We start from the raw sequence: 23,887 nt of genomic DNA, 5'->3' as shown, positions 1-23,887 counted from the left end.
TCAGAACGCCTCGACCGGACGCGGTTTCGCGCCGTCCGGACGGGGGGCATCGGGGGTTTCGGCCTGCGCGGCGCGCAGGCGCTCCAACGGCGCCCGCCCGAAGCGCAGGAACAGGACCGGCGTCAGCACCGTGTCGAGGAGGGTCGCGCTGATCAGGCCGCCGAAGATGGTCACCGCGACCGGGTGCAGGATCTCCTTGCCCGGGGTCGCGGCGTCGTAGAGCAGCGGCACCAGGGCCACGCCGGCCGACAGGGCGGTCATCAGCACCGGCGTCAGGCGCTCCAGGCTGCCCCGCACCACGAGGTCGCGCCCGAACGGCATGCCCTCGTGCAGCGACAGGTTCAGGTAGTGGCTGATCTTCAGGATGCCGTTGCGGGCGCTGATGCCCGTCAGGGTGATGAACCCGATCATCGACGCCACCGAGAGCGGCTGCCCCACCAGCCACAGCGCGAGCACGCTGCCGATGAGGGCGAGCGGCACGTTGCCCATGATGATCAGCGCCAGCACGGCCGAGCGGTAGCGGCTGTAGAGGATGGCGAAGACCAGGGCGAGGGACAGGGTGGACAGGGCCGCGATGGTCCGGCTCGCCTCCTCCTGTGCCTGGAACGTCCCCTCCAGGCTTGCAAAGAAGCCCGGGGGGAGCTTGGCCTCGGACACCTGATGCCGGATGGCCGCCACGATGGTGGCCATGTCGCTCGTACCGTCGGTGTTGGCCTGGACGACGAGGCGGCGCCGGCTGTTCTCCCGCAGGATCTGGTTCGGCCCGTCCGTCTCGCGGATGTCGGCGACCTGGCGTGCCGGCACCCACCCCGACGGGGTCTCGATCAGCAGGTCCTTCAGCCCCTGCGTCGTGCGCTGGCGCTCCGGCAGGCGAAGGAGCACGTCGAAGCGCTTGTAGCCGTCGGCCACGGTCGAGACGACGCGCCCGTTGGAGAGGCGGCTGAGTTGCTCGACCACCGCCGAGGGCTGGACCCCGTAGAGGGCCGCCCGGGTGTAGTCGACCCGGATCTCCAATTGCGGGATTCGGACCTGCTTCTCGACCTGCAGGTCGGCCAGACCCGGGATTTTTGCCATGCGGTCGCGCAGGTCGTTGGCCACGCTGCGCAGGGCGTCGAGGTCCTCGCCGAAGATCTTCAGGGCGAGCTCCGCCCGGACCCCGGACAGCATGTGGTCGAGGCGGTGCGAGATCGGCTGGCCGACGTTCACCGAGAGCGGCAGCCGGGACAGGCGCTGCCGGATGTCGGCCACCACGGCGTCCTTCGGCCGGCCACCGCCCTTGAGCTCCACCTCGATCTCGGAGGAATGGACGCCCTCGGCGTGCTCGTCGAGCTCGGCCCGGCCGGTGCGGCGTCCGACCGAGGCGACCTCCGGGATGTCGAGGAGCAGCTTCTCGGCGATCAACCCGACGCGATTGCTCTCGGCGAGCGAGATGCCCGGATTGAACGTCGTGTTGACGGTGAACGAGCCCTCGTTGAAGGGCGGCAGGAAGGCCCGCGGCAGGTTCCAGGCGGCGATGCCGGCCGCGACGACCGCGATGGCCACCGTGGCAACGAGCACCCGCTGGTGCCGGAAGGCGATCCCGAGCAGCCGGGCGTTGCCACGCTTCAACCATCGCAGGAGGGCGCTGTCGTGCTCGGCAAGGCTCTTGAGCCCCGGCAGCAGGTAATAGGCCAGCACTGGCGTCAAGGTGACCGACACCAGCAGACTCGCCAGGATCGAGATGATGTAGGCCTGCCCCAGGGGCGCGAACAGCCGCCCCTCGATCCCGGACAGGGCGAACAGGGGCACGAACACGAGGACGATGATCATCGTCGCGTAGACGATGCCGGAACGCACCTCCGAGGACGCAGCGACCACGACCTCGAAGGTCGAGCGCGGCGAGCCGGCCGCCCGGTTCTCGCCGAGCCGTCGAAAAATGTTCTCGACGTCGACCACGGCGTCGTCGACGAGCTCGCCGATGGCGATGGCCAGCCCGCCCAGCGTCATCGTGTTGATCGACAGGCCGGCGAGGTGGAAGGCGATGGCGGTCGCCAGGATCGAGACCGGGATGGCGGTCAGCGAGATGACCGTGGTGCGCACGTTCAGCAGGAACGCGAACAGCACGATGGCCACCACCACGATGGCCTCGACGAGCACGCGCTCGACGTTGGCAATGGAGGTCTCGATGAAGTTCGCCTGGCGGAACAGGATCTGGTCGGCCTTGATGCCGTTCGGCAGGGTCGCGGTGACCTCCTTCAGGGCCGCCTCGATCTCGCGCGTGAGCTTGACGGTGTCGACGTCGGGCTGCTTCTCGACAGAGACGATGACCGCGGGCTTGCCCATGTAGCCGCCGTCGCCGCGCTTGACCCTGGGGGCGAAGGAGACGTCCGCCACCTGGCGCAGGTAGACCGGCGCGTCGCCGACGTTGGCGACCACGACGCTGCGCAAATCGTCGAGGCTCATCGTCCGGCCGATGTTCCGGATGAGGTACTCGCGGGCGTACTGGTCGGTGAACCCTCCGCCGGCGTTGGTGCCGAACTGGGTCAGCGACGCCTCAAGCTGGGCGTTCGTGACGCCCAGCGCCCGCATGGCCGCGACGTTGGGACTGACGCGGAACTGGCGCACCTCCCCGCCGATGGGAATGACCTGGGCGACGCCCGGGATCGTGAGGAGGCGCGGCCGCAGGATGAAGTCGGCGGCCTCGCGCACCTCCATCGGGGTGGCGTTGTCGCCGGTCACCGCCACCAGAAGGATCTGGCCCATGATGGAGGAGATCGGACCCATCTGCGGAGTCACGTTCGGGGGAAGCTGGTCGCGGACCAGGGTCAGGCGCTCGGCGATCTGCTGCCGATTCCGGTAGATGTCGGTGCCCCAGTCGAACTCGACGTAGACGATGGACAGCCCGACGCCGGAGACCGAGCGCACCCGGCTGACGCCGGGCAGGCCGTTCATCCGGGTCTCGATGGGGTAGGTGACGAGCTGCTCGACCTCGGGCGGCGCGAGCCCCTCGGCCTCGGTCATGATGGTGACCGTGGGCTTGTTCAGGTCGGGAAACACGTCCACCGGCAGCTTGGTGGCGGTGAAGGCGCCGTACAGGATCAGGACGGCGGCGACCGCGAGGACGAGCAGGCGGTTGCGCAGGGACTGCGTGACGAGGACGTTGAACATGGCGGCGCCCCCTCACCGGACCTGATCGAGGAGCTCGGCGCCCTCAATGACGATGCGCTTGCCCGCACCCACCCCCTCGGCGACCAGCACGTTGGTCCCGTCGAGGGGCTCGACGCGGACCTGCCGGGCTTCGAAGCGCTCGGCGGCGACGTGCTCGTAGACGATGGCCTGCCCGTTGCCGGAGCGGACCACGGCCGCACGCGGCAAGGCGAGGCCGGACTGCTCGGCGTCCGTGCCGGCGAGCACGGTGAGGAACTGCCCGACCCGCAGGCCGGAAGTGTTGCCCTTGACCGCGAACTGGACCGGGATGGCCTGGTTGCGGTCGGCGAGGCCAGTGCCCTGGTAGACGAGGGACAGGGTGCGCCCGTCGGCGAAGCGCGCCGTGGCGTTCCCGGCCGGCGTGAGGGCATCGAAGCTCAGGGCCTCGACCCAGAGTCGGGCCGGGTCGACGATCTGGAAGACCATGCCGCCGGCCGTGGCCATCTGGCCCGCCACCGCGGACGCCTGCGCGATCACGCCGTCCACGGGTGCGACCAGGGCTTCCGGCTGCTGGCGGACCTTGTCGAGGGCTGCGCGGCGGTCCTGCAGGCCCTTCAGCTCCGAGAGGGCGTCGTCGAGCTGCGTCTGGGCGACGGCGCCGGTGGTCGCGAGCTTGCGGTAGCGGTCCACCCGACGCTCGAAGACGTCGATCTGCTGGTCGAGCTCGCCCTGGCGCTGGCGCATGTCGGAGACGTCGACCGCCTGCACCGGCGGCGTCACGTAGGCCAGCACGTCACCCTTCCTCACCGTCGTCCCAAGGCGCGGGAACAGGCCCGAGGACGGCGGCGAGAGCCGGCCGCCGACGGAGGATTGCACGACGCCGCTGGCGTTCGGGTCCGGGATCACGCGCCCAGGCAACTCGACCGTCCGATGGAACGTCGCCTGCTCCGTCATCGTGGTGCGCAGGACCAGGAGGCGCTGGGTCGGCTTGGGCACGAACACCGAACCGTCGGGCAGGCGCTGGGCGAGGTCGGACGACGGCTGCGCGGGGTCGAGCAGGGCCGCGCCTTGAACCGGTTCGCCCTTGGCCGGGGCGCCGTGGTCCTCGTCGCCATGGGCAAAGGCCACGCTCCCGAGCGCCAGCGTCACGACGACCGCCATGATGGCCACGGCGGGAAGGCTGCGCCGGCCCCGCGTGAGCACGGTGAGCAGCATGCCGAGGAGGAAGGCGGCCGCCGCGGTCAGCATCAGGACGGGGTCCTTGGCCACGAGGCGGGCCTTCAGGTCGGCGACGGCGGCGGACGCCTTGGCCATGGCGGTGCCGGCCGGCGCTGCGGCCGGGGCGGCGACGGGCGCCTGGGTCTGCGGGATGGACAGCGGGACGGTGAGGACGTCGACCGCTTCTCCGGCGGTGACGGTCACCAGGAGGTCGTGCGATCCCGCCTGCGCGAGCCAGGGCGCGGGAAGCACGTAGGCCGCCTCGGCGGTCTCGGTGGCGGTCCTCTGCCCCTCGGGCGTCTCCACCTCCAGGACTGCACCCCGGACGGGTTCGTTGGTCCGGAAGTGGTCGAGGTAGAACGTGACCTTCCCGTCCCGTGGGATGGCGGTCAGCTCGAACGCGTCCGACGCGGCCTCGCCGCGCGGGGCGATGGACTTCGAGACGGGCGGGGGCGGTGCGCCGTGGTCGTGCCCCTCATGGGCACGTGCGGGACCCGCCAGCGAAGCGACGGCCAGCCACGCCGCGCCAAGGGCGGCGGCAATACGAAAAGACATGGAAGAGGCATCCTCGCGTTCGAACACCGGACGCACATCCGCGGCTTGCGGACGGAATCCGACCGTTGCGCGCCCTTGGCGCGCCGTTCGTTACGCGAGGGTTCGTGGGGGCCTGGGCAGGGCCTCGGGGCCGAGGCCGGAGCGGCCGTCGACGTCGTGCGTGACCAGGACGACGTGCCCGAAGGCAAGGGTCGGCATGGTCATTGGAGCTGAGAGGATGCCGGGAACGCAGCAGGACATCGTCCCGCAGCATGTGCCCTTGCAGGGACCGGGGCAGCAACCCCGACCCGCGTCCTCGGACTGGAGGATGGCGACCCGGGCGGGAACCGCGGCCTTGAGCAGCACGGGCGTGGCATCGACGGCAGCCGCCGACCGACCGACGTCGCGCGGTGCGGGGGCCGCCAGCGGCGCGACCGACGCCTTGGCCGCCCGCGTCATGGCGGCATGGTCATGGCCACCGTGATGATGGCCTTCGTGAGCCTGGACGGCAGACGGCGCGACGTAGGCGATGATCATCACGATCATCGCCGCCATCAGGCGCACGAGTTGCCGGTCGGGTCTCATCAAGATTGCTTACACCGTTTCGATGGGCCGAGGAATACTCGCCCCGGGACACAAATGGCCGAGCGCCGATATTGTTTCCACTTGTCCTTCGTTCAAGCCGCGGCGTTCAGCGGCTCGGCGCCATAGCCCGCGGAACGGACAGCGTCGGCGAACCGCGTCGCATCCGAGGCCGACGCGATGGAGACGATGCCGCCGCCCAGGTCGATGTCGACGGTGGCATTCGGGTCGACGCCCAGGACCGCTCGCGTGACGGACCTGGCGCAGCCGCCGCAGTTCATTCGAGTGACCTTGAGCCGGATCATGACGGTTCCCCTCTTTGGAGTGACGTCACGCCGATATGGGGCTTCCCATGGTGGGAAGGTCAAGGGGACGATGTCAGGGCCGAGGGGTCCGTAAGAGAGACTGCAGCCGGGGGGCACCCCGGAGCTTCCCACCGCATGAAGCGGGATGGCGACGGCACCTACGATCATGACCGTTCCAGCCTCGGAACCTGGTCCGCCGGAGCGGTCACGCGCCAGATAAAAACAGGTTCCATGAGAGGCGAAGGAACCATAGAAAGACATCGGGAACAAAGAAGCCCACAGGTTGGAACCTGTGGGCTTCACACGGGCCGGAGCCCGTGGGTTGCTGGCGGCGCACCGTTCAGCGTTGACGGATCGGATATGAGTGCATGGGGTCGGATAGTCAAGCCGAAAAATCCAAGATCCGGGCCGCACTCTACATCGATGGTTTCAATTTATACCACTCCGTCAATGACTTAGGAGAGCCGTTCCTGAAGTGGTGCAACTTCTGGAAGTTGGGGGAAACCATCCTGCCGCGCCAGACCGAGACGCTCGTCCGCGTCGTGTTCTGCACGGCCTACTACCCCGGGGACCACAGCAAGAAGGTCCGCCACGAACGCCTGGTCAAGGCCCTGAAACTCGTCGGCGTCGAGACCATCCTCGGACACTTCAGCCGTGAGGACGCCAGGTGCAGGGACTGCGGCTCCACCTGGCAGAAGCCGACCGAGAAGGCGACGGACATCAACCTGGCCCTGAGCGTCTACGACGATGCGGTCCACGACGTCATGGATACCGCCTACCTGCTGACCGCGGATACGGACCAGGCTGCGACCGCCCAGCTCTTCGCCAGGCGTTTCCCGGGAAAGAGGCTCGTCAGCGTGAGCCCTCCGGGCCGGACGCACTCACAGCACATCCTCTCGCACACGGCGCACAAGATCGCGCTTAACCGGGACCACATCGAGCGGGCGCTGTTTCCCGGGTTGGTCTCCGTCGAGGGGCAGGCCGCCGTCCTGCGCCCGCACGAGTACGACCCACCGCCCGGCTACGTCATGTGGGACGAGCGACCGAAGTCGCCCGCGAAGTCGAACGGGCAAGCGGCGCCGAGGCTTGGCGTGTCGCTTGGGCGGTGAATCCCCTCATGTGACTACCAGGGATCCTCCCGGGCCCCTCATCGTTTCAGATGAAGCGATGTGTTAGGACCTTGCTGGAGCTTGGCGAACCGGCATGGGCCTTTGCGGATTGATATACCGGCCGTTGAGGCGCATCTTACGAACGCAGCAGGGAGCGTGAGCGGCAATGCGCGCCGAGGGCATCAAACTCGTTCAGCGGAAGGTCGGGACGGAGTTCGTGATCACCTCTCCCGACGTGCCGGAACTGCATGTCTCGCACCCCGACCCGGACAGGGCCCTGGCCGGCGTCCCCGACGCCCTCGACATGATCGAGCGAATGAAGGACCGGCGGGCAAGCATGCGCGTGGTCAAGGAACGCCTCGCCCACTGCTGATGGCCTCCTACCGCGAGACCGATCTCGTCGCCTTCCTCATGTCCGTCGGCTGCGAGTTCGCGGGCGACACCTACGTGAACGGCTCCGGGTGGTTCACCAGCGACGGTCAGGTGTTCATGCTGCCGCTCGTCGACGCGGTGGGTGGCGTGATGGTCGTCGATGCGGACGTGGTCGACGACATCTTCGTAAATCGTTGGCTCGGCATCAGGCCGCCCCTTCCCATTCAGAGGCTGTAGCCGCGTCTCAGATGGCAGTGCCGCCGCTGTACCGCGCGAAGGTGCTGCGTGCTGCCGGCCCGAACAGCACCACCTCGTAGGTATCGGGCTCCATGCCCTCGACCTCCATCCCAGGGGAGCCGACAGGCATGCCGGGAACGGCCAGTCCCGTGCCCTGGGGCCTCTCCGCCAGGAGCCGCTTGATCGCCCCGGCCGGGACGTGCCCCTCCACGACATAGCCGCCGACCTGGGCGGTGTGGCAGGAAGCGAGGTCCCGTGGCACCCCGAGGCGGACCTTGAGCGGGTTCACCGGTCCTTCCGTGACGGTCACCGTGAAACCGTTCTCGCGAAGGTGGGCGACCCACTTCTCGCAACAGCCGCAGGTCGGGTCCTTGGTCACGGCCACGGTCGGAAGGTCCTGCGCCGTGGCGTGGCGCCCGAAGACTACCGACGCCGCCAGGCCCAGCACCAGGGCGCGTCGCGATGTTATCGTCGTCCCGTTCATCATTTGGATTTCCCCTCTCATTCGGCGGCCAGGAACATCGTGTGCCCTTCGACGGATTCCGGCCGCATGTCGGATCTCGGCAGTCCCCATCCCTTCACCAGCCCGTAGACCGCCGGGATCACCAGGAGGGTCAGGATGGTCGACGATACCATGCCGCCGATCATGGGAACCGCGATCCGCTGCATCACCTCCGAGCCGGAGCCGATGCTCCACAGGATGGGCAGGAGGCCGGCCATGATGGCCACCACCGTCATCATCTTCGGGCGCACCCGCTCGACCGCGCCGACCATGATCGCCCGCCGCAGGTCGTCGCGGGTGAACGTCCGCCCGTCGCGTTCGCAATCGGCGCGCACCTCGGCGAGCGCGTGGTCGAGGTAGACCAGCATGATCACGCCGGTCTCCGCGGCGACGCCGGCCAGCGCGATGAAACCCACCGCCACCGCCACCGACAGGTTGAAGCCCATCCACCACATCAGCCAGACCCCGCCGACGAGGGCGAAGGGCAACGACAGCATGACGATGAGCGTCTCGGTGAGCCGACGGAAGTTGAGGTAGAGCAGCAGGAACACGATTAGCAGCGTCAGCGGCACCACGACCTTGAGCCGGGCCGTCGCTCGGTCGAGGTACTCGACCTGACCGCTCCACTGCACCAGGGTGCCTTGGGGGAGCCTGACCTCGTTGGCCACCGCCGCCCGCGCCTCGGCGACGTAGCCCCCGAGATCGCGACCGGCGACGTCCACGTAGATGAAGACCGCGAGTTGCCCGTTCTCGGTTCGGATCTGCGTCGGGCCGCGGTTCAACTGCACCTTGGCGACCTCGCCGAGGGGCACCGTCCCCCCGCTCGGGATCGACACCTGAACCTCGGAGGCGATGGACCGCGGGTCGGAGCGGAAGGCGCGCGGGTAGCGCACGTTGACGGTGTAGCGCTCACGTCCCTCGACCGTGTTGGTCACGCTCTCGCCGCCGAGCGCCATCCCGATCACGTCCTGCACGTCGCCGACGGTCAGGCCGTACCGGCCCAGCGCCTCGCGGTCGGGGGTGATGTCGAGGAAGTAGCCGCCCTGGACGCGCTCGGCGTAGGCGCTCGACGTGCCCGGGACCGCCTTCACCACCGCCTCGACTTGGCGGGCGACCTTCTCCATCTCGGTGAGGTCCGTCCCCAGCACCTTGATCCCGACCGGCGTACGGATGCCGGTCGAGAGCATGTCGATGCGGGCGCGGATGGGCTGGGTCCAGGCATTCGAGACCCCGGGAAATTGGAGCGCGGCGTCCATCTCGGCCTTCAGGCTCACCGTCGTGACGCCGGGTCGCCACTCCGCCTTCGGCTTCAGGTTGACGATGGTCTCGAACATCTCGGACGGCGCCGGGTCGGTCGCGGTGTTGGCCCGACCGGCCTTGCCGTAGACCGAGGCCACCTCGGGGAAGGACTTGATGATGCGGCCCTGGGTGGCGAGCAGGTCACCGGCCTTGGTCACCGAGATGCCCGGCAGCGTGGTGGGCATGTACATCAAGGTGCCCTCGTCGAGGTCGGGCATGAACTCGGAGCCGAGCCGGCTCGCCGGCCACGCCGTCGCCGCCAGGACGACCACGGCCAGCAGGATGGTGAGCACCCGTGCCCGCAGGACGCCTGCGATGAGGGGCCGGTAGAGCCAGATCAGGAGCCTGTTCACCGGGTTGCGGCGCTCGGGGATGATCCGGCCGCGGACGAACAGGACCATCAGCGCCGGGACGAGGGTCAGGGACAGCACCGCCGCCGCCGCCATCGCGAACGTCTTGGTGAAGGCCAGCGGCCCGAACAGGCGCCCCTCCTGGCTCTCCAGGGTGAAGATCGGCAGGAAGCTCACCGTGATGATGAGGAGACTAAAGAACAGCGACGGCCCCACCTCGCCCGCGGCCTCGATCAGGATCTCGACCCGGGGCTTGTCCGGCGGCGCCCGCTCCAGGTGCTTGTGGGCGTTCTCGATCATCACGATGGCGGCGTCGATCATGGCGCCGACCGCGATGGCGATGCCGCCCAGGCTCATGATGTTGGCCCCGAGCCCCAGGGCCTTCATGCCCGCGAACGCCATTAGGATGCCGACCGGCAGCATCAGGATCGCAACCAGCGCGCTGCGGACGTGGAGCAGGAACACGACGCAGACGAGGGCGACGATGACGCTCTCCTCGATCAGCGTGCCCTTTAGGGTCTCGATGGCCGCCTCGATCAGGTGCGAGCGGTCGTAGACCGGCAGGATCTCCGTGCCCTTGGGCAGGCTGGCGGCGACTTCGGAAAGGCGCGCCTTCACGTTCTCGATGACGTTCAGAGCGTTGGCCCCGAACCGCTGCAGGACGATCCCGCCGGCGACCTCGCCGTCGCCGTTCATCTCGGTGATGCCGCGGCGCTCGTCGGGACCGAGCTCGACCCGAGCCACGTCCTTCACCCGCAGCGGGGTGCCCGCCTCGGTCTTCAGGACGATGCTCTCGATGTCGGCGACGGTCTTGAGATACCCGCGGCCACGGACAACGAACTCGAACTCGGAGAGCTCGACGGTGCGGCCGCCGACGTCGGCGTTGCTCGACCGGATCGCGTCCCGGAGCTTCGACAGGGTGATGCCCTGCGCCCGGAGCCGGCTCGGGTCCACGACGACGTTGTACTGTTTCACGAAGCCGCCGACGCCCGCGACCTCCGCCACGCCCTCGGCACGCGACGCCCCGAAGCGCACGACCCAGTCCTGGAGCGAGCGGAGCTCGGCCAGCGTCCGTTCCTTAGCCACCACGACGTACTGGTAGACCCAGCCGACCCCAGTCGCGTCCGGTCCCAGGGTCGGGGTCACGCCGGCCGGAAGGCGCTTGGCCACGGTGTTCAGGTATTCGAGCACCCGGCTGCGGGCCCAGTACGGGTCGGTGCCGTCCTCGAAAATGACGTAGACGAACGACACCCCGAAGAACGAGAAGCCGCGCACGACCTTCGACCGGGGCACCGTCAGCATGGCGGTGGTCAGCGGGTAGGTGACCTGGTCCTCAATGACCTGGGGCGCCTGCCCGGGGTACTCGGTGTAGACGATGGTCTGGACGTCCGAGAGGTCCGGGATCGCGTCGAGCGGCAGGGTTTTCAGGGCGTAGAGCCCCGCTCCGACGGCAAAAACGGTCCCGATCAGGACGAGCACCAGATTCCTCGCCGACCAGGCGATGAGACGGGCGATCATGGCGCCTTCCCCTCGGCGGCGGCTTGCGGCCCGGGATCGGGCTTCGGCTCGGAAAGACCTTGGAGGGCCGCCTTCAGGTTGCTCTCGGCATCAATGAGGAAGTTGGCCGACGTCACCACCCGCTCGCCCGCGGCGATGCCGTCGCGGATCTCGACGTAGCCGTCGCCACGGGTGCCGAGCCTGACCGGTCTCGGCTCGAAGCGGCCCTCGCCCCTGTCGAGCAGGACGACTTGTTTCGTGCCGGTGTCGATGACCGCGTCGTCGGGCACCGCCACCACCGGCTTGTCGCTGCCCGTGGCGATCGTCACATCGGCGAACATGCCCGGGCGCAGGTCGCCGTTCGGGTTGGGCAGCTCGATGCGCAGGCGGGCGGTCCGGGTCCCCATGGCGAGGTGCGGGTAGATCCGGGTCACCGCGCCGGTGAAGACGCGATCCGGAAACGTCCGGGCGCGCACGGTCGCCGTCTGGCCCTCCGCCACGGCCGCCAGGTCGCGTTCGGTCACGTCGGCCAGGACCCAGACCCGGGAATGGTCGACGAGCTTGAACAGTGTGTCGCCGGACTTGGCGCGCATCCCGTCCGAGACGTTGCGCTCGACCACGACGCCGTCGCGGGGCGCCGACCACGTGATAGTCGAGGGCACTTTTCGGGATCGCTCGATCTCGTCGATGACCTCGGGCGGGATGCCGAGGTTCTCCAGGCGCCGACGGGCGCCCTCGTAGCCGATGCCGGTGAGGTACTGCGCGGCGGCCGCGTTCATCTCCGGCGAGAACAGGCGCAGGAGCGGCTGGCCCTTGCGGACGTGGTCGCCCGTGGTGACGGCCTCGACCTTCTCGATGAAGGCGTCGGTGCGCATCGCGATCACCGAGATCCGGCGCTCGTCCTCCTCGATGGCGCCGGGCGCGCGCACCGGCATCGACAGGACGCGTCGCTCGGCGACCGCCGTCCGGACCCCGGTGCGCTGGAGCTTACCGGGCGAGATTTTCACGGTGCCGTCGTCGGTGTCCTCCTCCTCGTAGACGGGGAGGTAGTCCATTCCCATCGAGTCCTTCTTCGGAATCGGCGAGGTGTCCGGAAGGCCCATCGGGTTCCGGTAGAAGCGCACCTTGCGGGCGCTTGCAGGGGGCGTGGCCTGAGCCATGGCCATGTCGCCGTGCCCGGCGTCGGGCATTGCCTCCGCCTCGTCGGGTTCGTCGAAGCGCACGTCCTCGCTGGCGTGGACGGCGCGATAGTCTCGACCGTCCGCCGTGCGCTTGGGCTCCGCGGCGTAGTCCGGCTTCCCGTCCGGGTCCTGGTAGTAGACGACTGGTCCCGTCGCCCTGGCCGGGACCCGAGCGGGCACCGAAGAGGGCTGCCGGGTTCCCGGCAGCCAATGGGCGAACCCGGTCCGCGCCTGCTGGACGAGCGCCGGCACGGGACTGCCCTCATGCCCCGCGCCATACCCCAAAACCCCCGCCGCGAGCGCGGCGAGGGTCCCGGCTGCCCATGCCGACCGGCTCACTTGGTGGCCTTGAACACCAGCTTGTTCTCGACGGTGCCGGTCTCGCCCTGAACCTTGGCTCCGAGCGAGAGACGCCAGCCGCCGGCCATCGTCAGCTTCGCCTTGAACCGGTAGATGCCGGGCTCCGGCGAGGGGAGCTGCTCGATCTTGGAGGTCATCTCCTCCATGCTGTCGGGCGCCATGTCGATGCGCTTGGCGAAGATGACGGCGTTCGGCACGGGCTTGGACGTGCGCTTGTCGACGAGGCGGACGTCGAGGATGGCCTCACCCTGCTTCGCCTCGTCCTTCACGAGTTGGAACTCGTAGTCCTGGGTGTCGGCCCGGGCGGCGGCGGTGAGGGCGAGGCCGAGCAGCGCAGCCGTGAGGGCGCGCGAAAACGATGTCTTGGACACGGTGGATGATCTCCTGAAAACGATGGGACCCGGGCCTTCAGGCGCGCGGGATCTGCCGGCGCAGGCGCCGGCGGCATCGGGTTCAGGCTCGGGGAGGCTCGGTGGGCGGCCCTTGCGACAGGCTGTCGAAGGAGGCAGTGACGCCCCAGGTCGGCCCCTCGACGCCGGCAACGCGGCCCGGAAGTCCGACGGCGACCGGCAGCCCGGTGGCGACCTTCGCCAGGCAGAGCGCCATCAGGGGGCAGCCCTTGGAGCAATCGGGCATGTTTAACCGCTCCTTGGGACAGCACGGCATCTCGTCCATGGCCTCGTCGGGCATCGCCATGGCGTGACGCTGATCGGCCTTCGGAGCGCGCATGCCCGCGGCGGCCGCAGATGCGGTCACCGGCGCAAGGGCGAGGCCGAGTACCGCCAGGAGCGGTAGCAACCGCCGAAGGGCGAGCCAAAAGGTCACGAACGGACGATGCCACATCGCGTGTCGGCGCGGAAGGGACAGGGACTACCTGACGAAAGCCCCACCCGCGGAGGGACCAAACCCGCGACGAGGAAGCCGAGGGACAGGCCCCCGATGACCCATCTCAGAGGCCACCGCGTGTCCTCCGATATCAGGTTGGCGAGCACGCACAGCAGGTAGAACGAGGCCCCCCAGGTCAGGAATTGGATCGAGCCAAGGGCCGAGATCACCACGAGACGGTGGCGATGTGGGATCACGGGTACGCTCCGCCGTCTCATCGGGGTCGACCTAGACGGCCGGGACCGGCGACGCCGCCGTTGGGCCGAGCCTGGGCATCAGGCGGACGTAGGCGAGTTCGCTGAGGAGTTCGACCAGCGTCTGCGTGACGATGACGGCGGGCAGGAGTGGCACGGCACCCGGAACCGCAAACGCCAGCGGCAGGACCACCAGGGAGTTTCGGGTGGCGGCGCTGAAGGCCAGCGTGCGGACGGTGGGGGCATCCAGGCGGAACGCGCGCCCGACAGCCCAACCCAGCAGCGGGGCAGCCACGGCGAAGGCGACGTAGACGGGGACCACTCGTAGGGCATCGTCGAGGGCGGGTCCGAGCTGGGGCAGGACGGACGCGATCACCACGAACAGGACCAGCGCGGTCGCCGGCACCGGCAGGAGTCCGAGGCCCGTAGCCATCCGTTGCCCGGCAGGGCTGCGTCCGGCCCAGAGCTGCACGGCGGCGGCGAGCCCAAGAGGGACGGCGATCAACCAGAAGAAGGCATGCACGAACGGACCGACCTGGACGAACCTGGCGGCGTCCTCGCCGAGGAAGACATTCAGGTAGACCGGCAGCAGCAGCATCTGCGCGATCAGCAACGCCGGGGTGGAGGCCAGCAGCACCTTGGCGTCGGCCCGACCAAGATGGGCGAAGGTCACGACGTAGTCGATGCACGGCGTGAGGAGGACCATGAGCACGCCCAGCCGCAGCATGGGGGCTTCGGGCAGGAACCGGATCAGGCCGGCCACCAGCAAGGGCACCACGATGAAGTTCGTGGCGAGGAGCGCCGCCAGGAAACGGACTCGCGCAAAAGCCTTTCCGAGTTCAGGCAACGGCACCTGAAGGAAGGTGACGAACAGCATCAGCGCCAGCGCCGGGTTGATCCCGACCTCAAGGGCCGTGGTGCCGGGCAGCGTCAGGGCGATCAGCGCAGCGGCGCCGATGGCCGCGAAGTAGATCCCGATCTGGTTGCCTTCGAGGGTATCACGCAGGTTGCTCATGGTTCCTCGCAAGCGATCCTGGGGGACCCGGACATCGTTTGCGGCCGGCCCGTGCACCGGGCGAACAGGGCGATGGCTCGGTCGCAGACCTCGCAGTGTCCCTCGCAGCAATCGCGCATCAGGAAGGCCACCAGGTCGGACAGGGCCGTGAACACCGCGCTGTAGATGATCGACCGCCCCTCCCGTCGGCCGACCACGAGGCCGGCGTTCTCAAGGTGGCTGAGATGGAACGAGATGCGCGGCGCCGAGGCGCCCGCGATGGCCTCGGTGATGGCACCGGCCGCCATGCCGTCCGCGCCGGCGGTGACCAACAGGCGGATGATGCGTAGGCGGGTCTCCTGCGCGATGGCGGCGAAGCCATCGAGCGCTTGCTTCTCTTGCACGACACTTAAACCTTTGTGGAATCGTTTAAGCGTCGATAGGCATGAACCGGTTCGAAGGCAAGGATTTGATCGGGGACTGGGTCACGGCAACCGTCGGCTTGCTAGGTTCGGGGCCGGACGCGCCAGAGGGATAGGGCAAGCGCGACGTTCGCTACGGCGAGGACGCTGAGCAGGGCGTAGGTGGCGTTCGCGCCACCTTGGGCCAGGACCACGGCTCCGACGGAGGGTGCCAGCGCCTGCGCCACCAGCCCTGGACGGGCGAGCCGGCCGACGAGCGCGGCGTAGCGCTCGGGACCGAACAGGGCCAGGGGGACCGTACCCCGTGCAATCGAATAGATCCCGTTGCCGGCCCCGTAGAGGACCAGCGCCAGCCCGACCAAGGGTAGGCCGGCCGTCAGCATCGCGACCCCCAAGACCACCAGGATCATGGCGGCGGTCAGGGTCCAGAGGGGATGGTGCCGGCCCTTGCCAGCCATCTCGACGATGCGCGCGCCTACCTGTGCCGGTCCGATCAGGGCGCCGTAGGCAACGGCCGAGGTGAGAGCCACACCACGGGCCTGGAGCAGGGTGATGAGGTGCACCGAGACCATGGCCATCACCGTGCCCCCGAGGGTCAGCACCCCTGCCATGAGGAGGAATGCACGACGCTCCCGTCCCTCAAGCCGGATGGCGGGGTTCGCGCCTGCCAGTCGTGTGACGATACGTATGGGCGGCTTGGGGATCACGAGCAGAACGAGGGGCAACGTGACCGAGAGGTGCAGCCCGGCATAGGCGAGGCAGGTCCCCCGCCAACCCACCTGCTCGATCAGGAACGCCGAGAGCGGCCAGCATACCGTACTGGCGAAACCGCCCCACAGGGTAAGCGTGGTGATGGCTGGCCTGGCCTCGGCACCGTAGAGACGCCCGAGGGTGGCGAAGGCCGGATCGTAGAGTCCGGTGCCCATGCCCAGACCGACGAGAAGCCAAGCCGCCAGGTAAGCCGCAACGTTCGGGGCCAGTGCAAGGCCCGTCAGGCCCAGCGCCAGGGCAATGGCGGCGAAGGCCAGCACCGGCCGGCCGCCGTGCTCCCCGATGAACGCTCCGACCCGTGGCGAGACCAAGCCCGCGACGAGGAGCCCAAGGGACAGGCCGCCGATGACCCATCCAAAGGGCCATCCCGTGTCCTGCGTCATCGGAGCGGCCAGCACCGAAAGCAGGTAGAACGAAGAGCCCCAGGTCAGGATCTGGACGACGCCCAGAGCCGAGATCACGGGCCAGCGGCGAGCCGAGGCCATCGGCGCGCTACCGAGCCCCGAGCATGGGGAGCCAGAGCGCCAGGGCGGCCAGTGTGACGAGTAGCACCGGTGGCGTGATGACCAGACCCACCCGCATGTACTGGCCCCAGGTGATGTGCTGGCCCTTGGTGTCGAGCACGTGCAGCCAGAGCAGGGTCGCCAGACTCCCGATGGGGGTGAACTTCGGGCCGAGGTCGCAGCCAATGACGTTGGCGTAGACCATGAGCTCGCGCATCAGGGGCGAGAGATCTGGAGCCTGCTGGATGGAGAGCGCACCCACGAGCACGCTCGGCATGTTGTTCATCACTGAGGATAGGATGGCGGCGGCGAACCCGGTCCCGATGGTGGCGACGAATGGGCCAAAGCCCGAGAGCCAGACAAGCCCCTGCGCCAGGTAGTCGGTCAGCCCGGCATTCTTCAGGCCGTAGACCACGAGGTACATGCCGAGGCTGAACAGGACGATCTGCCAGGGGGCCCCGGTCAGGACCTTGCGGATGGGGATGACCCGGCTGCGGTTGGCCAGCGCCAGGAGGACGAGCGCCCCCGCGCAGGTGACGACCGAGACCGGCACGCCGAACGGTGCCGTCACGAAGTAGGCGACCAGAAGCAGACCAAGGAGCGGGAAGGCCGCTCGGAAGACCAGTGGGTCCTTGATCGCGTGGCGCGGCGCTTCGAGCTCGGCCACCGGGTAGGTGGCTGGAAGGTCGCGCCGGTAGAACAGCCACAGCACCACCAGGGTCGCGGCGAGCGAGACCAGGTTCACAGGCACCATCACGGCCGCATAACGGCTGAAGGTGATGTCGAAGAAGTTTGCCGAGACGATGTTGACGAGGTTCGAGATCACCAACGGTAGGCTTGTCGAGTCTGCCACGAACCCGCAGGCGACGATGAAGGCCAGCGCCGCCGCCGGCTTGAAGTCCAGCCGGAGCAGGATCGCGAGCACGATGGGGGTGAGCAAGAGGGCCGCCCCGTCATTGGCGAACACCGCCGCGATGGCCGCCCCGAGCAGGATGACCAGTGGGAACAGCAGGCGTCCCCGGCCGCCGCCCCAGCGGGCGATGTGGAGCGCCGCCCAATGGAAGAAGCCGGCTTCGTCGAGGAGCAGCGAGATGATGATCAGCGCCACGAAGGTGAAGGTGGCGTCCCAGACGATGTGCCAGACCACAGGGATGTCACCGGGGCTGATGACCCCGGTGGCGAGCGCCACAGCGGCCCCGATGAGGGCGCTCCATCCGATCCCGAAACCCTTCGGCTGCCAGATGACGAAGACGAGGGTGACCACGAAGATGGCGAGCGCGAGCATCGGGACCGTTTCTTGTTCTTGGGTACGTGGAGCGGATCAGGCGGTGGCGACGCGGCGCCCGTGCGCGTCGACGACGCGCTCGCCGTCCTCCTTGACGAACTCGCCCTGCTGGGCCGGCAGGAGGTCGAGGACCTTCTCCGAGGGCCGGCACAGGGCGACGCCCTTCTGGCTCACCACCAGGGGGCGGTTCAGCAGGATCGGGTGCTCGGCGATGGCGTCGAGAAGCTGATCGTCCGTCAGGCTCGGGTCCGAGAGCCCGAGATCGGCGTAGGGCGTTCCCTTCTCGCGGAGGAGATCGCGGACCGTGACGCCGGCGCGTTCGGCAAGCTGTCGCACCAGGAGCCGGTTCGGCGGCGTCTTCAGGTACTCGACCACGTGCGGCTCGATGCCGGCGTTGCGGATGAAGGCCAGGGTGTTGCGGGACGTGCCGCAATCCGGGTTGTGGTAGATGACGACGTCCATCACGCGACCTCCGCGCGGGGCGAGGTGGCGCCGGCCTGCTGGCCGATCTCGCGCACCTTAGCGGACAGGGCGACCCCATCGAGGCTGGCCAGCGGCAACGCCACGAAGGCCGAGATGCGGTTCTTGAGGTAGCGCTGCGCGGTCACGAAGGCCGTCTTGCGCTCCAGGTCCGTACCCTCGACCGAGGCGGGGTCTTCGATGCCCCAGTGAGCCGTCACCGGCTGGCCGGGCCAGTAGGGGCAGGCCTCGCCGGCGGCGTTGTCACAGACCGTAAAGACGAAATCCATGACCGGCGCATCGGGGCCGGCGAACTCGTCCCAGGACTTCGAGCGCAGCCCCTCGGTCGGGTATTCCGTCTCGCTCAGAACCTGAACGGCGAGCGGGTTCACGTCCGCCTTGGGCTGGCTGCCAGCGGAGAAGGCCCGGAAGCGTCCCTGGCCCTCCTTGTTGAGCATGGACTCCGCCAGGATCGAGCGAGCGGAGTTGCCGGTGCAGAGAAACAGGACGTTGTAGACGTGGTCAGGCATGGGCGGTGTCTCCGGTAGGCAGGCAACAGGCGGCGAGGGCCGCGACGGCGGGGGCGCAGACCTCGGGTCGGCCCTGGCAGCAATCGCGCATCAGGAATTGGATGAGCTCGGACAGGTCCGGGTAGGCCGCGCTGTAGATGATCGAGCGACCCTCGCGCCGGGACGTGACCAGCCCGGAATGCGAGAGCTCCTTGAGGTGGAACGACAGGTTGGTCCCTGACACGCCGACCGCCTCGGCCAGCGCGCCGGCCGCCATGCCTTCGGGGCCGGCGGTCACGAGTTGGCGTACGACGCGCAGGCGGTGCTCCTGGCCGAGGGCTGCAAAGGCGGCGACGGCTTGCCGTTCGTCCATCATGATGTCAATATCTCAACCATCATTGAAATGTAGAGGAACGAAACGTCTTGGACAAGCCGCAACAGCTCTTCGCCGACGGAATGCCCAACATCAGCGAGGGGCACTTCGTAGTGCCGACGGCGACCGACCTGCAGGTGCAGGCACCGTTCACCCACGCCCCACGCTTCCTGATCCTGTATGGCTCGCTCCGGGAGCGGTCGTTCAGCCGCTTCCTAGCCTACGAGGCCGCACGCCTCCTGGAGGCGATGGGCGGCGAGGTGCGGATCTACGACGCGCACGGCCTGCCGTTGCCGGACGACGCGACCGCTGACCACCCCAAGGTCCAGGAACTGCGCGACCTCTCGATCTGGTCCGAGGGGCATGTCTGGGTCAGTCCCGAGCGTCACGGCAACATGACCGGGGTGATCAAGAGCCAGATCGACTGGCTCCCCCTGTCGGAGGGCTCGGTGCGCCCGACACAAGGCCGGACCCTAGCGGTGATGCAGGTCTCCGGCGGTTCGCAGTCGTTCAACGCCGTCAACGGCCTACGCATCCTCGGGCGCTGGATGCGGATGATCACCATCCCCAACCAGTCCTCGGTGCCCATGGCCTACAAGGAGTTCGATGACGCCGGTCGGATGAAGCCGGGGCCGCTCTACGACCGGGTGGTCGACGTCTGTGAGGAACTGGTCAGGTTCACGCTCCTGACCCGCGAGCGTTCCTCCTATCTCGTCGACCGCTACTCCGAACGGAAAGAGCGCGAGCCTGAGCGCCTCAAGGCCGTGGCGGTCGACATCGGGTTCGTAAAACGACCTTCGTGACCGGGTTGGACGGATGGGCCGCCTATCTCGTGCGTGACATCAGCCTGACGGGCGGGATGCCGGGGCTTCCGCCATCCTTTCCATGATCCGGATCAACGTGACCGGAGCCAACTCCCAGCAATCGACGCCGACGTCGAGGCTTGTCCGGGTGGCCGGAATGGCACCGTGGGAATGGCCGTAGACGTGAAGGTCGCCGTGCCAGGCATGGGGCCACGTCACGTGCGAATAGTGGCTGACCCACAGGGCGACCCGCCGGGGCATGCCCGGGTCCTGGACGAAGACCCTTTGGACGTCGACGACGGGTCCCGCCCATTCGAGACGTTCGCCCAGGCCGTGGTCGTGGTTGCCCCGAACGAGGTGGATGCGTCCGTTCAGTCGCGCCTGGATGGATGCGGCGTAGTCGAGGCTGCACTTGTAGGCGAAGTCCCCGAGGAGCCAGACGATGTCGTCAGGTCGAACGGCCTTGTTCCAGGCGGCGACCAGGGCCTCGTCGTGCGCCTCGATGGTCTCGAACGGACGCGGTCGGGCCATCCGTGGACCGAGAATCCCGCGGTGTCCGAAATGGGTGTCCGCGCAGAAGAGCGTCCTTGGCATTCTTTGCCTCCGAAATGACGGAGGCCTCGTACGGGACGCAGCGCTCCGAAGTTAGCGGGAAGGGTGGACGTCCCTGGTTTTCATCGGCTCGGCGCTCCTGTTGCGCAGTGTCGATCGCACCGCTTGCGTCCCCTCGCAAGGGTTCGCCCAACGGGATCCACGGGAATGACCGTCATCCCGCCCGTCGGTGTTTCTGGCGCTCGCGGGTTTCAACGCCGGCTGCTACGCTTGACCCCCAACGAATCCGCCCGTGATTGTACGAACGCAGCCATGCCGATCCCTCCTGAGCAACGGCTCGCCCTCTCGGACATGCTGGAGCTCACGCTGCGGCGCCTGACCGGCAACCACTTCCAGGAGTTCTTCTGTCGAATGATGGAACTCCGTCACCCCGACGCCTTCATGAGGCCCGCGCTTGAGGGCTCGCTCGGTGATCGGAAGTGCGATGGTTACCTTCGCCCCGGGCACGAGATCTTCCAGTGCTACGGGGCTGAGAACGGCGGTGCGAAGGTCAAGGCCGTGAATGCCCGACTGGCGGCCAAGATCGACGAGGACTACGTCGGAGCGGCAGGGCACTGGCCCGACATGAAGGTCTGGCACATCGTCAACAACTTCATCCTCGGGATGGGCACGACGCCGCTTGCCCGGATCGACGCGCTGCAGGCCGCCAACCCGCATCACCGTATCGCAGTCTTCGGCTGGGCGACCTTCGAGGCCCACATCATGTCCTTGGAGTCCTACCAGGTGACCGGCCTGCTCGGACGCGAGGTTACGGCCGAGGACTTCCGCAATATCCAGGCTCCTGAAGTGGTAGCCGTCATCGATGCCATCGCCCAGGGTACCCTTGAGGAACTGCCGGAAGACGACGAGCGACGCGACGTACCGGTAGGCAAGCTCCGGACGAACGGCTTGTCGGGAGCCATCCAGCGTAAGATCGCCATGGGCGGCCTGAACGAGCGCATCGTAAAGAGGGAGATCGAGGGCCACCCGGTCCCGCTTATGGCGATGACCATCGCCAACGAGTTCAGGCGACAGTACGTCGATCTCGACCTCCAGGGCCTCGAACCCGATGACATCATGATGAAGCTTTACAGCAACATCGTCGGCCACGGTCCGGTCGCGGTCGAGATGGACGTGGCCGCCTGGAGCTTGCTCTCCTACCTCTTCGTCCGGTGCACCATCTTCAAAGACAAAGTTGCCGACGAAGGGGTGTTCGGATGATCCTGCCGAGCAAACACCTCAGCCAGGATCGGGCCCTCATCGGCGTCGGCGCGGACATCCTCGAAATCCTTACCCGACCGATGACCGTTTCCGAGGCGTGGGACGGGGTACGGAAGAACCGCGCGTCGCGCCCCGACAGCGCCGTGCTGCCGTTCGACTGGTTCGTGCTGGCCATGTGCCTGCTCAGGGCCCTTGGCGCCCTCGACCTGAACGACGAGGGCCTGCTCGTGCGGGCCGAGCGCAAGCCATGATCCTATCCCTCACCAGCGACCTGCCGGGCTTCAAGGGGCTCACCTTCCACGAAGGTCTCAACGTCGTCCTCGCCGACCGTACCGACGCGTCCACGGAAAGGCAGACCCGCAACAGCGCCGGCAAGACCAGCGTGATCGAGGTCATGCACTTCCTGCTTGGCTCGGCCGCCGGAAAGTCGTCGATCTTCCAGTCGCCCGCCCTGTTCGCGTTCACATTCCACGCCAGACTCCGGCTCGGTCCTCACGAGATCACCGTGTCGCGCAGCGGTGCCGACGCAAACCGGATGCTTCTCCTGGAGGAGGATGCCGCCAAGATCGCCGCCCCGCTGACGCGGGACAAGTCGGAGGCGGCCTACCTTACCGTTGAGCGGTGGCGCGAGATCCTCGGCCACTACTGGTTTGGCCTGCCCAGGGACCCTAAGGGCACCGAGTTCGAGCAATCCTTTGTGCCGGGCTTCCGCTCGCTCGTAAGCTACTTCATCCGACGCAACGCCGGAGGCGCGTTCGCTGTGCCGGTACGCCAGCACGAGAAGCAGAACGCCTACGACTGGCAAGTCAACCTGTCCTACCTCATCGGCCTGGACTGGCGCATCCCGCGGGCCATCGAACAGCTCAAGGTTTCCACCGCCGCCCTGGCCGACCTACGGAAGGCGATCAAGGAAGGCGCCTTCGGCAAGCTGTTTGGAAGCGTCGGGGAGATCCGGCCCGAGATCCAGAGGATCGAGGCCAGGATCGAACGCCTCAGGGCCGCCATCGCCGCGTTCGAGGTCGCCGAGAATTACCGGGAACGCGCCGCGGAAGCCGCGACCGCCCGACGCCGCATCCAGTCGCTCGGCTTCGAGCGTATGCGCGCACTTCAGACCATCGCCCACCTTGAGGCGGCGGTCGCCGAGGAAAGGGCCCCGGAATACGCCGCCCTCGAACGCCTCTACCGCGCCGCCGACGTCCAGTTGCCCGGCATCGTCCTGGCCAAGATGGACGACGTCGCCAGCTTCCAGAGGTCGGTTTCCGAGAATCGACGCGTCCATCTCGGGGGGCAGATCTCGGAAACCCGCGCGAGCTTGGCCTTGGTCGACGCCGAGATGACCGCCCTGGACGAGAGCCAGAGCGCGATCATGGCCGAAATAGCCGGCAAGGGCGCTCTGGAAGATTTCACGATGATGGCCGAGGAGATCGGCACCCTCGGCAGCGAGGTCGAGCTCCTGCGCGAAAAGCTCAGGAACGCGGAAATCCTCGAAGGCAAAAAGTCCCTCTTGCTGCAGGAGCGCGCATCCCTCCTGCAACGTCTTCAGGCCGATCATCGGGAGCGGGGCGATGCCCTTCGTTCGGCCACCCTCATGATCGACCGCTCGATCACCGAGCTCTACGACGACCGGTACGGCAACCTCATCGTCGAGGCGACGCCCAAGGGGCCTGAGTTCCGCATCAGCATCCAGGGCGACGGGAACCGGGGCGGGATCGACCGCATGGAGATCTTCTGCTTCGACCTGATGCTCTACGAGACCGCCGCGGAACGGTTCAACGGAGGCCCTGGGCTCCTCGTCCACGACAGCCACCTTTTCGACGGCGTTGACCCCCGCCAGGTTCGCACCGCCATCGCCCTCGGCCACCGAACGACCGTGTCTCGGGGCGGGCAATACATCATCGCCCTGAACTCGGAGGTGCTCGACGTCCTCGACCTGGGAAGCGAGATCGACCTTGACGCGGCCGTGCTCCGGCCGCGCCTGTCTGACGACGAGACCGGCGGCCTGTTCGGCATCCGCTTCGACACGAGGTGACGTCGTGACAGCGCAGTCCCCGTGCCCCAGAAAAGCGGTACGGGGACTGCGATGACCTCCGGGCTTCTCGCGCCCCTACCTCAGGGTTCCCGTCTCACGCGGCTCCGGTGGCGGTCCTCCCCGTTTGGGCCACCGACGGATGCGTGGGAACTGAGCGGCTCCAGGTACTCGAAGAC

Annotated in this window: 24 protein-coding genes; 7 read left to right on the top strand and 17 right to left on the bottom strand. The window is 68.0% G+C overall.

Annotated elements, in window-relative coordinates; translation table 11 throughout:
- The 4 genes from AC6EUL_RS07520 to AC6EUL_RS07505 all read right to left on the bottom strand — a co-directional run bounded on the left by AC6EUL_RS07520 (position 1) and on the right by AC6EUL_RS07505 (position 5,765).
- The gene (locus AC6EUL_RS07520) at positions 1-3,147 is read right to left on the bottom strand and encodes an efflux RND transporter permease subunit (RefSeq protein ID WP_103711576.1); all 3,147 of its coding nucleotides are present in this window, start codon (positions 3,145-3,147) and stop codon (positions 1-3) included.
- 12 nt (positions 3,148-3,159) lie between these two features.
- Entirely contained in the window at positions 3,160-4,899 is a 1,740-nt protein-coding gene (locus tag AC6EUL_RS07515) for an efflux RND transporter periplasmic adaptor subunit (RefSeq protein WP_103711598.1), read from the bottom strand.
- Positions 4,900-4,989: 90 nt separating this feature from the next.
- Positions 4,990-5,463: a hypothetical protein gene (locus AC6EUL_RS07510; RefSeq protein WP_103711575.1), complete on the bottom strand. Its 474-nt coding sequence runs from the start codon at positions 5,461-5,463 to the stop codon at positions 4,990-4,992.
- Between the two features lie 92 nt (positions 5,464-5,555).
- Positions 5,556-5,765 (bottom strand): heavy-metal-associated domain-containing protein, encoded by a 210-nt coding sequence (locus tag AC6EUL_RS07505; protein WP_103711574.1) that lies wholly within the window; start codon positions 5,763-5,765, stop codon positions 5,556-5,558.
- A 368-nt stretch (positions 5,766-6,133) separates the two neighbouring features.
- On the opposite strand from AC6EUL_RS07505, the gene AC6EUL_RS07500 reads away from it, so the two are divergent.
- The 3 genes from AC6EUL_RS07500 (at position 6,134) to AC6EUL_RS07490 (ending at position 7,483) form a co-directional block, all read left to right on the top strand.
- Positions 6,134-6,874, top strand: coding sequence for an NYN domain-containing protein (locus tag AC6EUL_RS07500; RefSeq protein WP_103711573.1), 741 nt, complete (start codon positions 6,134-6,136; stop codon positions 6,872-6,874).
- Between the two features lie 166 nt (positions 6,875-7,040).
- A complete protein-coding gene (locus AC6EUL_RS07495; protein ID WP_103711572.1) occupies positions 7,041-7,247 on the top strand; it encodes a hypothetical protein in 207 nt (68 codons plus the stop codon).
- The gene (locus AC6EUL_RS07490) at positions 7,247-7,483 is read left to right on the top strand and encodes a hypothetical protein (protein WP_103711571.1); all 237 of its coding nucleotides are present in this window, start codon (positions 7,247-7,249) and stop codon (positions 7,481-7,483) included. The genes AC6EUL_RS07495 and AC6EUL_RS07490 overlap by 1 nt, the downstream gene beginning before the upstream one ends.
- 7 nt (positions 7,484-7,490) lie before the next feature.
- Here AC6EUL_RS07490 and AC6EUL_RS07485 read toward each other — a convergent pair whose 3' ends face one another.
- The 12 genes from AC6EUL_RS07485 to AC6EUL_RS07430 all read right to left on the bottom strand — a co-directional run bounded on the left by AC6EUL_RS07485 (position 7,491) and on the right by AC6EUL_RS07430 (position 19,067).
- Complete coding sequence (locus AC6EUL_RS07485) at positions 7,491-7,967, bottom strand: DUF411 domain-containing protein (RefSeq protein WP_103711597.1); 477 nt, start codon at positions 7,965-7,967, stop codon at positions 7,491-7,493.
- A gap of 17 nt (positions 7,968-7,984) precedes the next feature.
- Positions 7,985-11,152, bottom strand: a complete 3,168-nt coding sequence (locus AC6EUL_RS07480) for an efflux RND transporter permease subunit (protein ID WP_103711570.1) — start codon at positions 11,150-11,152, stop codon at positions 7,985-7,987.
- Entirely contained in the window at positions 11,149-12,651 is a 1,503-nt protein-coding gene (locus tag AC6EUL_RS07475; protein WP_103711569.1) for an efflux RND transporter periplasmic adaptor subunit, read from the bottom strand. Before AC6EUL_RS07475 ends, AC6EUL_RS07480 begins: the two co-directional genes overlap by 4 nt.
- Positions 12,648-13,043 (bottom strand): FixH family protein, encoded by a 396-nt coding sequence (locus AC6EUL_RS07470; RefSeq protein WP_103711568.1) that lies wholly within the window; start codon positions 13,041-13,043, stop codon positions 12,648-12,650. The genes AC6EUL_RS07475 and AC6EUL_RS07470 overlap by 4 nt, the downstream gene beginning before the upstream one ends.
- 82 nt (positions 13,044-13,125) lie before the next feature.
- A complete protein-coding gene (locus AC6EUL_RS07465; protein ID WP_103711596.1) occupies positions 13,126-13,497 on the bottom strand; it encodes a hypothetical protein in 372 nt (123 codons plus the stop codon).
- 288 nt (positions 13,498-13,785) lie between these two features.
- Entirely contained in the window at positions 13,786-14,766 is a 981-nt protein-coding gene (locus AC6EUL_RS07460; protein WP_103711567.1) for an arsenic resistance protein, read from the bottom strand.
- A complete protein-coding gene (locus AC6EUL_RS07455) occupies positions 14,763-15,149 on the bottom strand; it encodes an ArsR/SmtB family transcription factor (RefSeq protein WP_103711566.1) in 387 nt (128 codons plus the stop codon). Before AC6EUL_RS07455 ends, AC6EUL_RS07460 begins: the two co-directional genes overlap by 4 nt.
- A 101-nt stretch (positions 15,150-15,250) precedes the next feature.
- The gene (locus AC6EUL_RS07450; protein ID WP_103711565.1) at positions 15,251-16,423 is read right to left on the bottom strand and encodes an MFS transporter; all 1,173 of its coding nucleotides are present in this window, start codon (positions 16,421-16,423) and stop codon (positions 15,251-15,253) included.
- A gap of 7 nt (positions 16,424-16,430) precedes the next feature.
- Positions 16,431-17,726: an arsenic transporter gene (locus tag AC6EUL_RS07445; protein WP_103711564.1), complete on the bottom strand. Its 1,296-nt coding sequence runs from the start codon at positions 17,724-17,726 to the stop codon at positions 16,431-16,433.
- Positions 17,727-17,762: 36 nt separating this feature from the next.
- The gene (gene arsC, locus AC6EUL_RS07440; protein ID WP_103711563.1) at positions 17,763-18,188 is read right to left on the bottom strand and encodes an arsenate reductase (glutaredoxin); all 426 of its coding nucleotides are present in this window, start codon (positions 18,186-18,188) and stop codon (positions 17,763-17,765) included.
- Positions 18,188-18,715, bottom strand: coding sequence for an arsenate reductase ArsC (locus AC6EUL_RS07435; RefSeq protein WP_103711562.1), 528 nt, complete (start codon positions 18,713-18,715; stop codon positions 18,188-18,190). Before AC6EUL_RS07435 ends, arsC begins: the two co-directional genes overlap by 1 nt.
- Positions 18,708-19,067: an ArsR/SmtB family transcription factor gene (locus AC6EUL_RS07430; RefSeq protein WP_181017412.1), complete on the bottom strand. Its 360-nt coding sequence runs from the start codon at positions 19,065-19,067 to the stop codon at positions 18,708-18,710. The genes AC6EUL_RS07435 and AC6EUL_RS07430 overlap by 8 nt, the downstream gene beginning before the upstream one ends.
- Positions 19,068-19,117: 50 nt before the next feature.
- Between AC6EUL_RS07430 and arsH the strand changes: the two genes are divergently transcribed.
- On the top strand, positions 19,118-19,870 hold the full coding sequence (gene arsH / locus AC6EUL_RS07425; protein WP_103711560.1) for an arsenical resistance protein ArsH: 753 nt from the start codon (positions 19,118-19,120) through the stop codon (positions 19,868-19,870).
- A 39-nt stretch (positions 19,871-19,909) separates the two neighbouring features.
- Here arsH and AC6EUL_RS07420 read toward each other — a convergent pair whose 3' ends face one another.
- Positions 19,910-20,464, bottom strand: coding sequence for a metallophosphoesterase (locus tag AC6EUL_RS07420; RefSeq protein ID WP_103711559.1), 555 nt, complete (start codon positions 20,462-20,464; stop codon positions 19,910-19,912).
- 165 nt (positions 20,465-20,629) lie between these two features.
- On the opposite strand from AC6EUL_RS07420, the gene AC6EUL_RS07415 reads away from it, so the two are divergent.
- The 3 genes from AC6EUL_RS07415 to AC6EUL_RS07405 are packed head-to-tail and all read left to right on the top strand — an operon-like array spanning position 20,630 to position 23,711.
- On the top strand, positions 20,630-21,682 hold the full coding sequence (locus tag AC6EUL_RS07415) for an ABC-three component system protein (RefSeq protein WP_146056442.1): 1,053 nt from the start codon (positions 20,630-20,632) through the stop codon (positions 21,680-21,682).
- Positions 21,679-21,933 carry an ABC-three component system middle component 6 gene (locus AC6EUL_RS07410; RefSeq protein WP_103711557.1) on the top strand — a complete coding sequence of 85 codons (255 nt, stop codon included), beginning with the start codon at positions 21,679-21,681 and terminating at the stop codon, positions 21,931-21,933. The genes AC6EUL_RS07415 and AC6EUL_RS07410 overlap by 4 nt, the downstream gene beginning before the upstream one ends.
- The gene (locus AC6EUL_RS07405; RefSeq protein WP_103711556.1) at positions 21,930-23,711 is read left to right on the top strand and encodes an ABC-three component system protein; all 1,782 of its coding nucleotides are present in this window, start codon (positions 21,930-21,932) and stop codon (positions 23,709-23,711) included. Before AC6EUL_RS07410 ends, AC6EUL_RS07405 begins: the two co-directional genes overlap by 4 nt.
- Positions 23,712-23,887 lie beyond the last annotated feature (176 nt).

It is taken from the genome of Methylobacterium sp. 001424705 (assembly GCF_059816145.1).
Note: the sequence above shows the minus strand (reverse complement) of the source record. Positions and strands in the feature narration are given on the sequence as shown.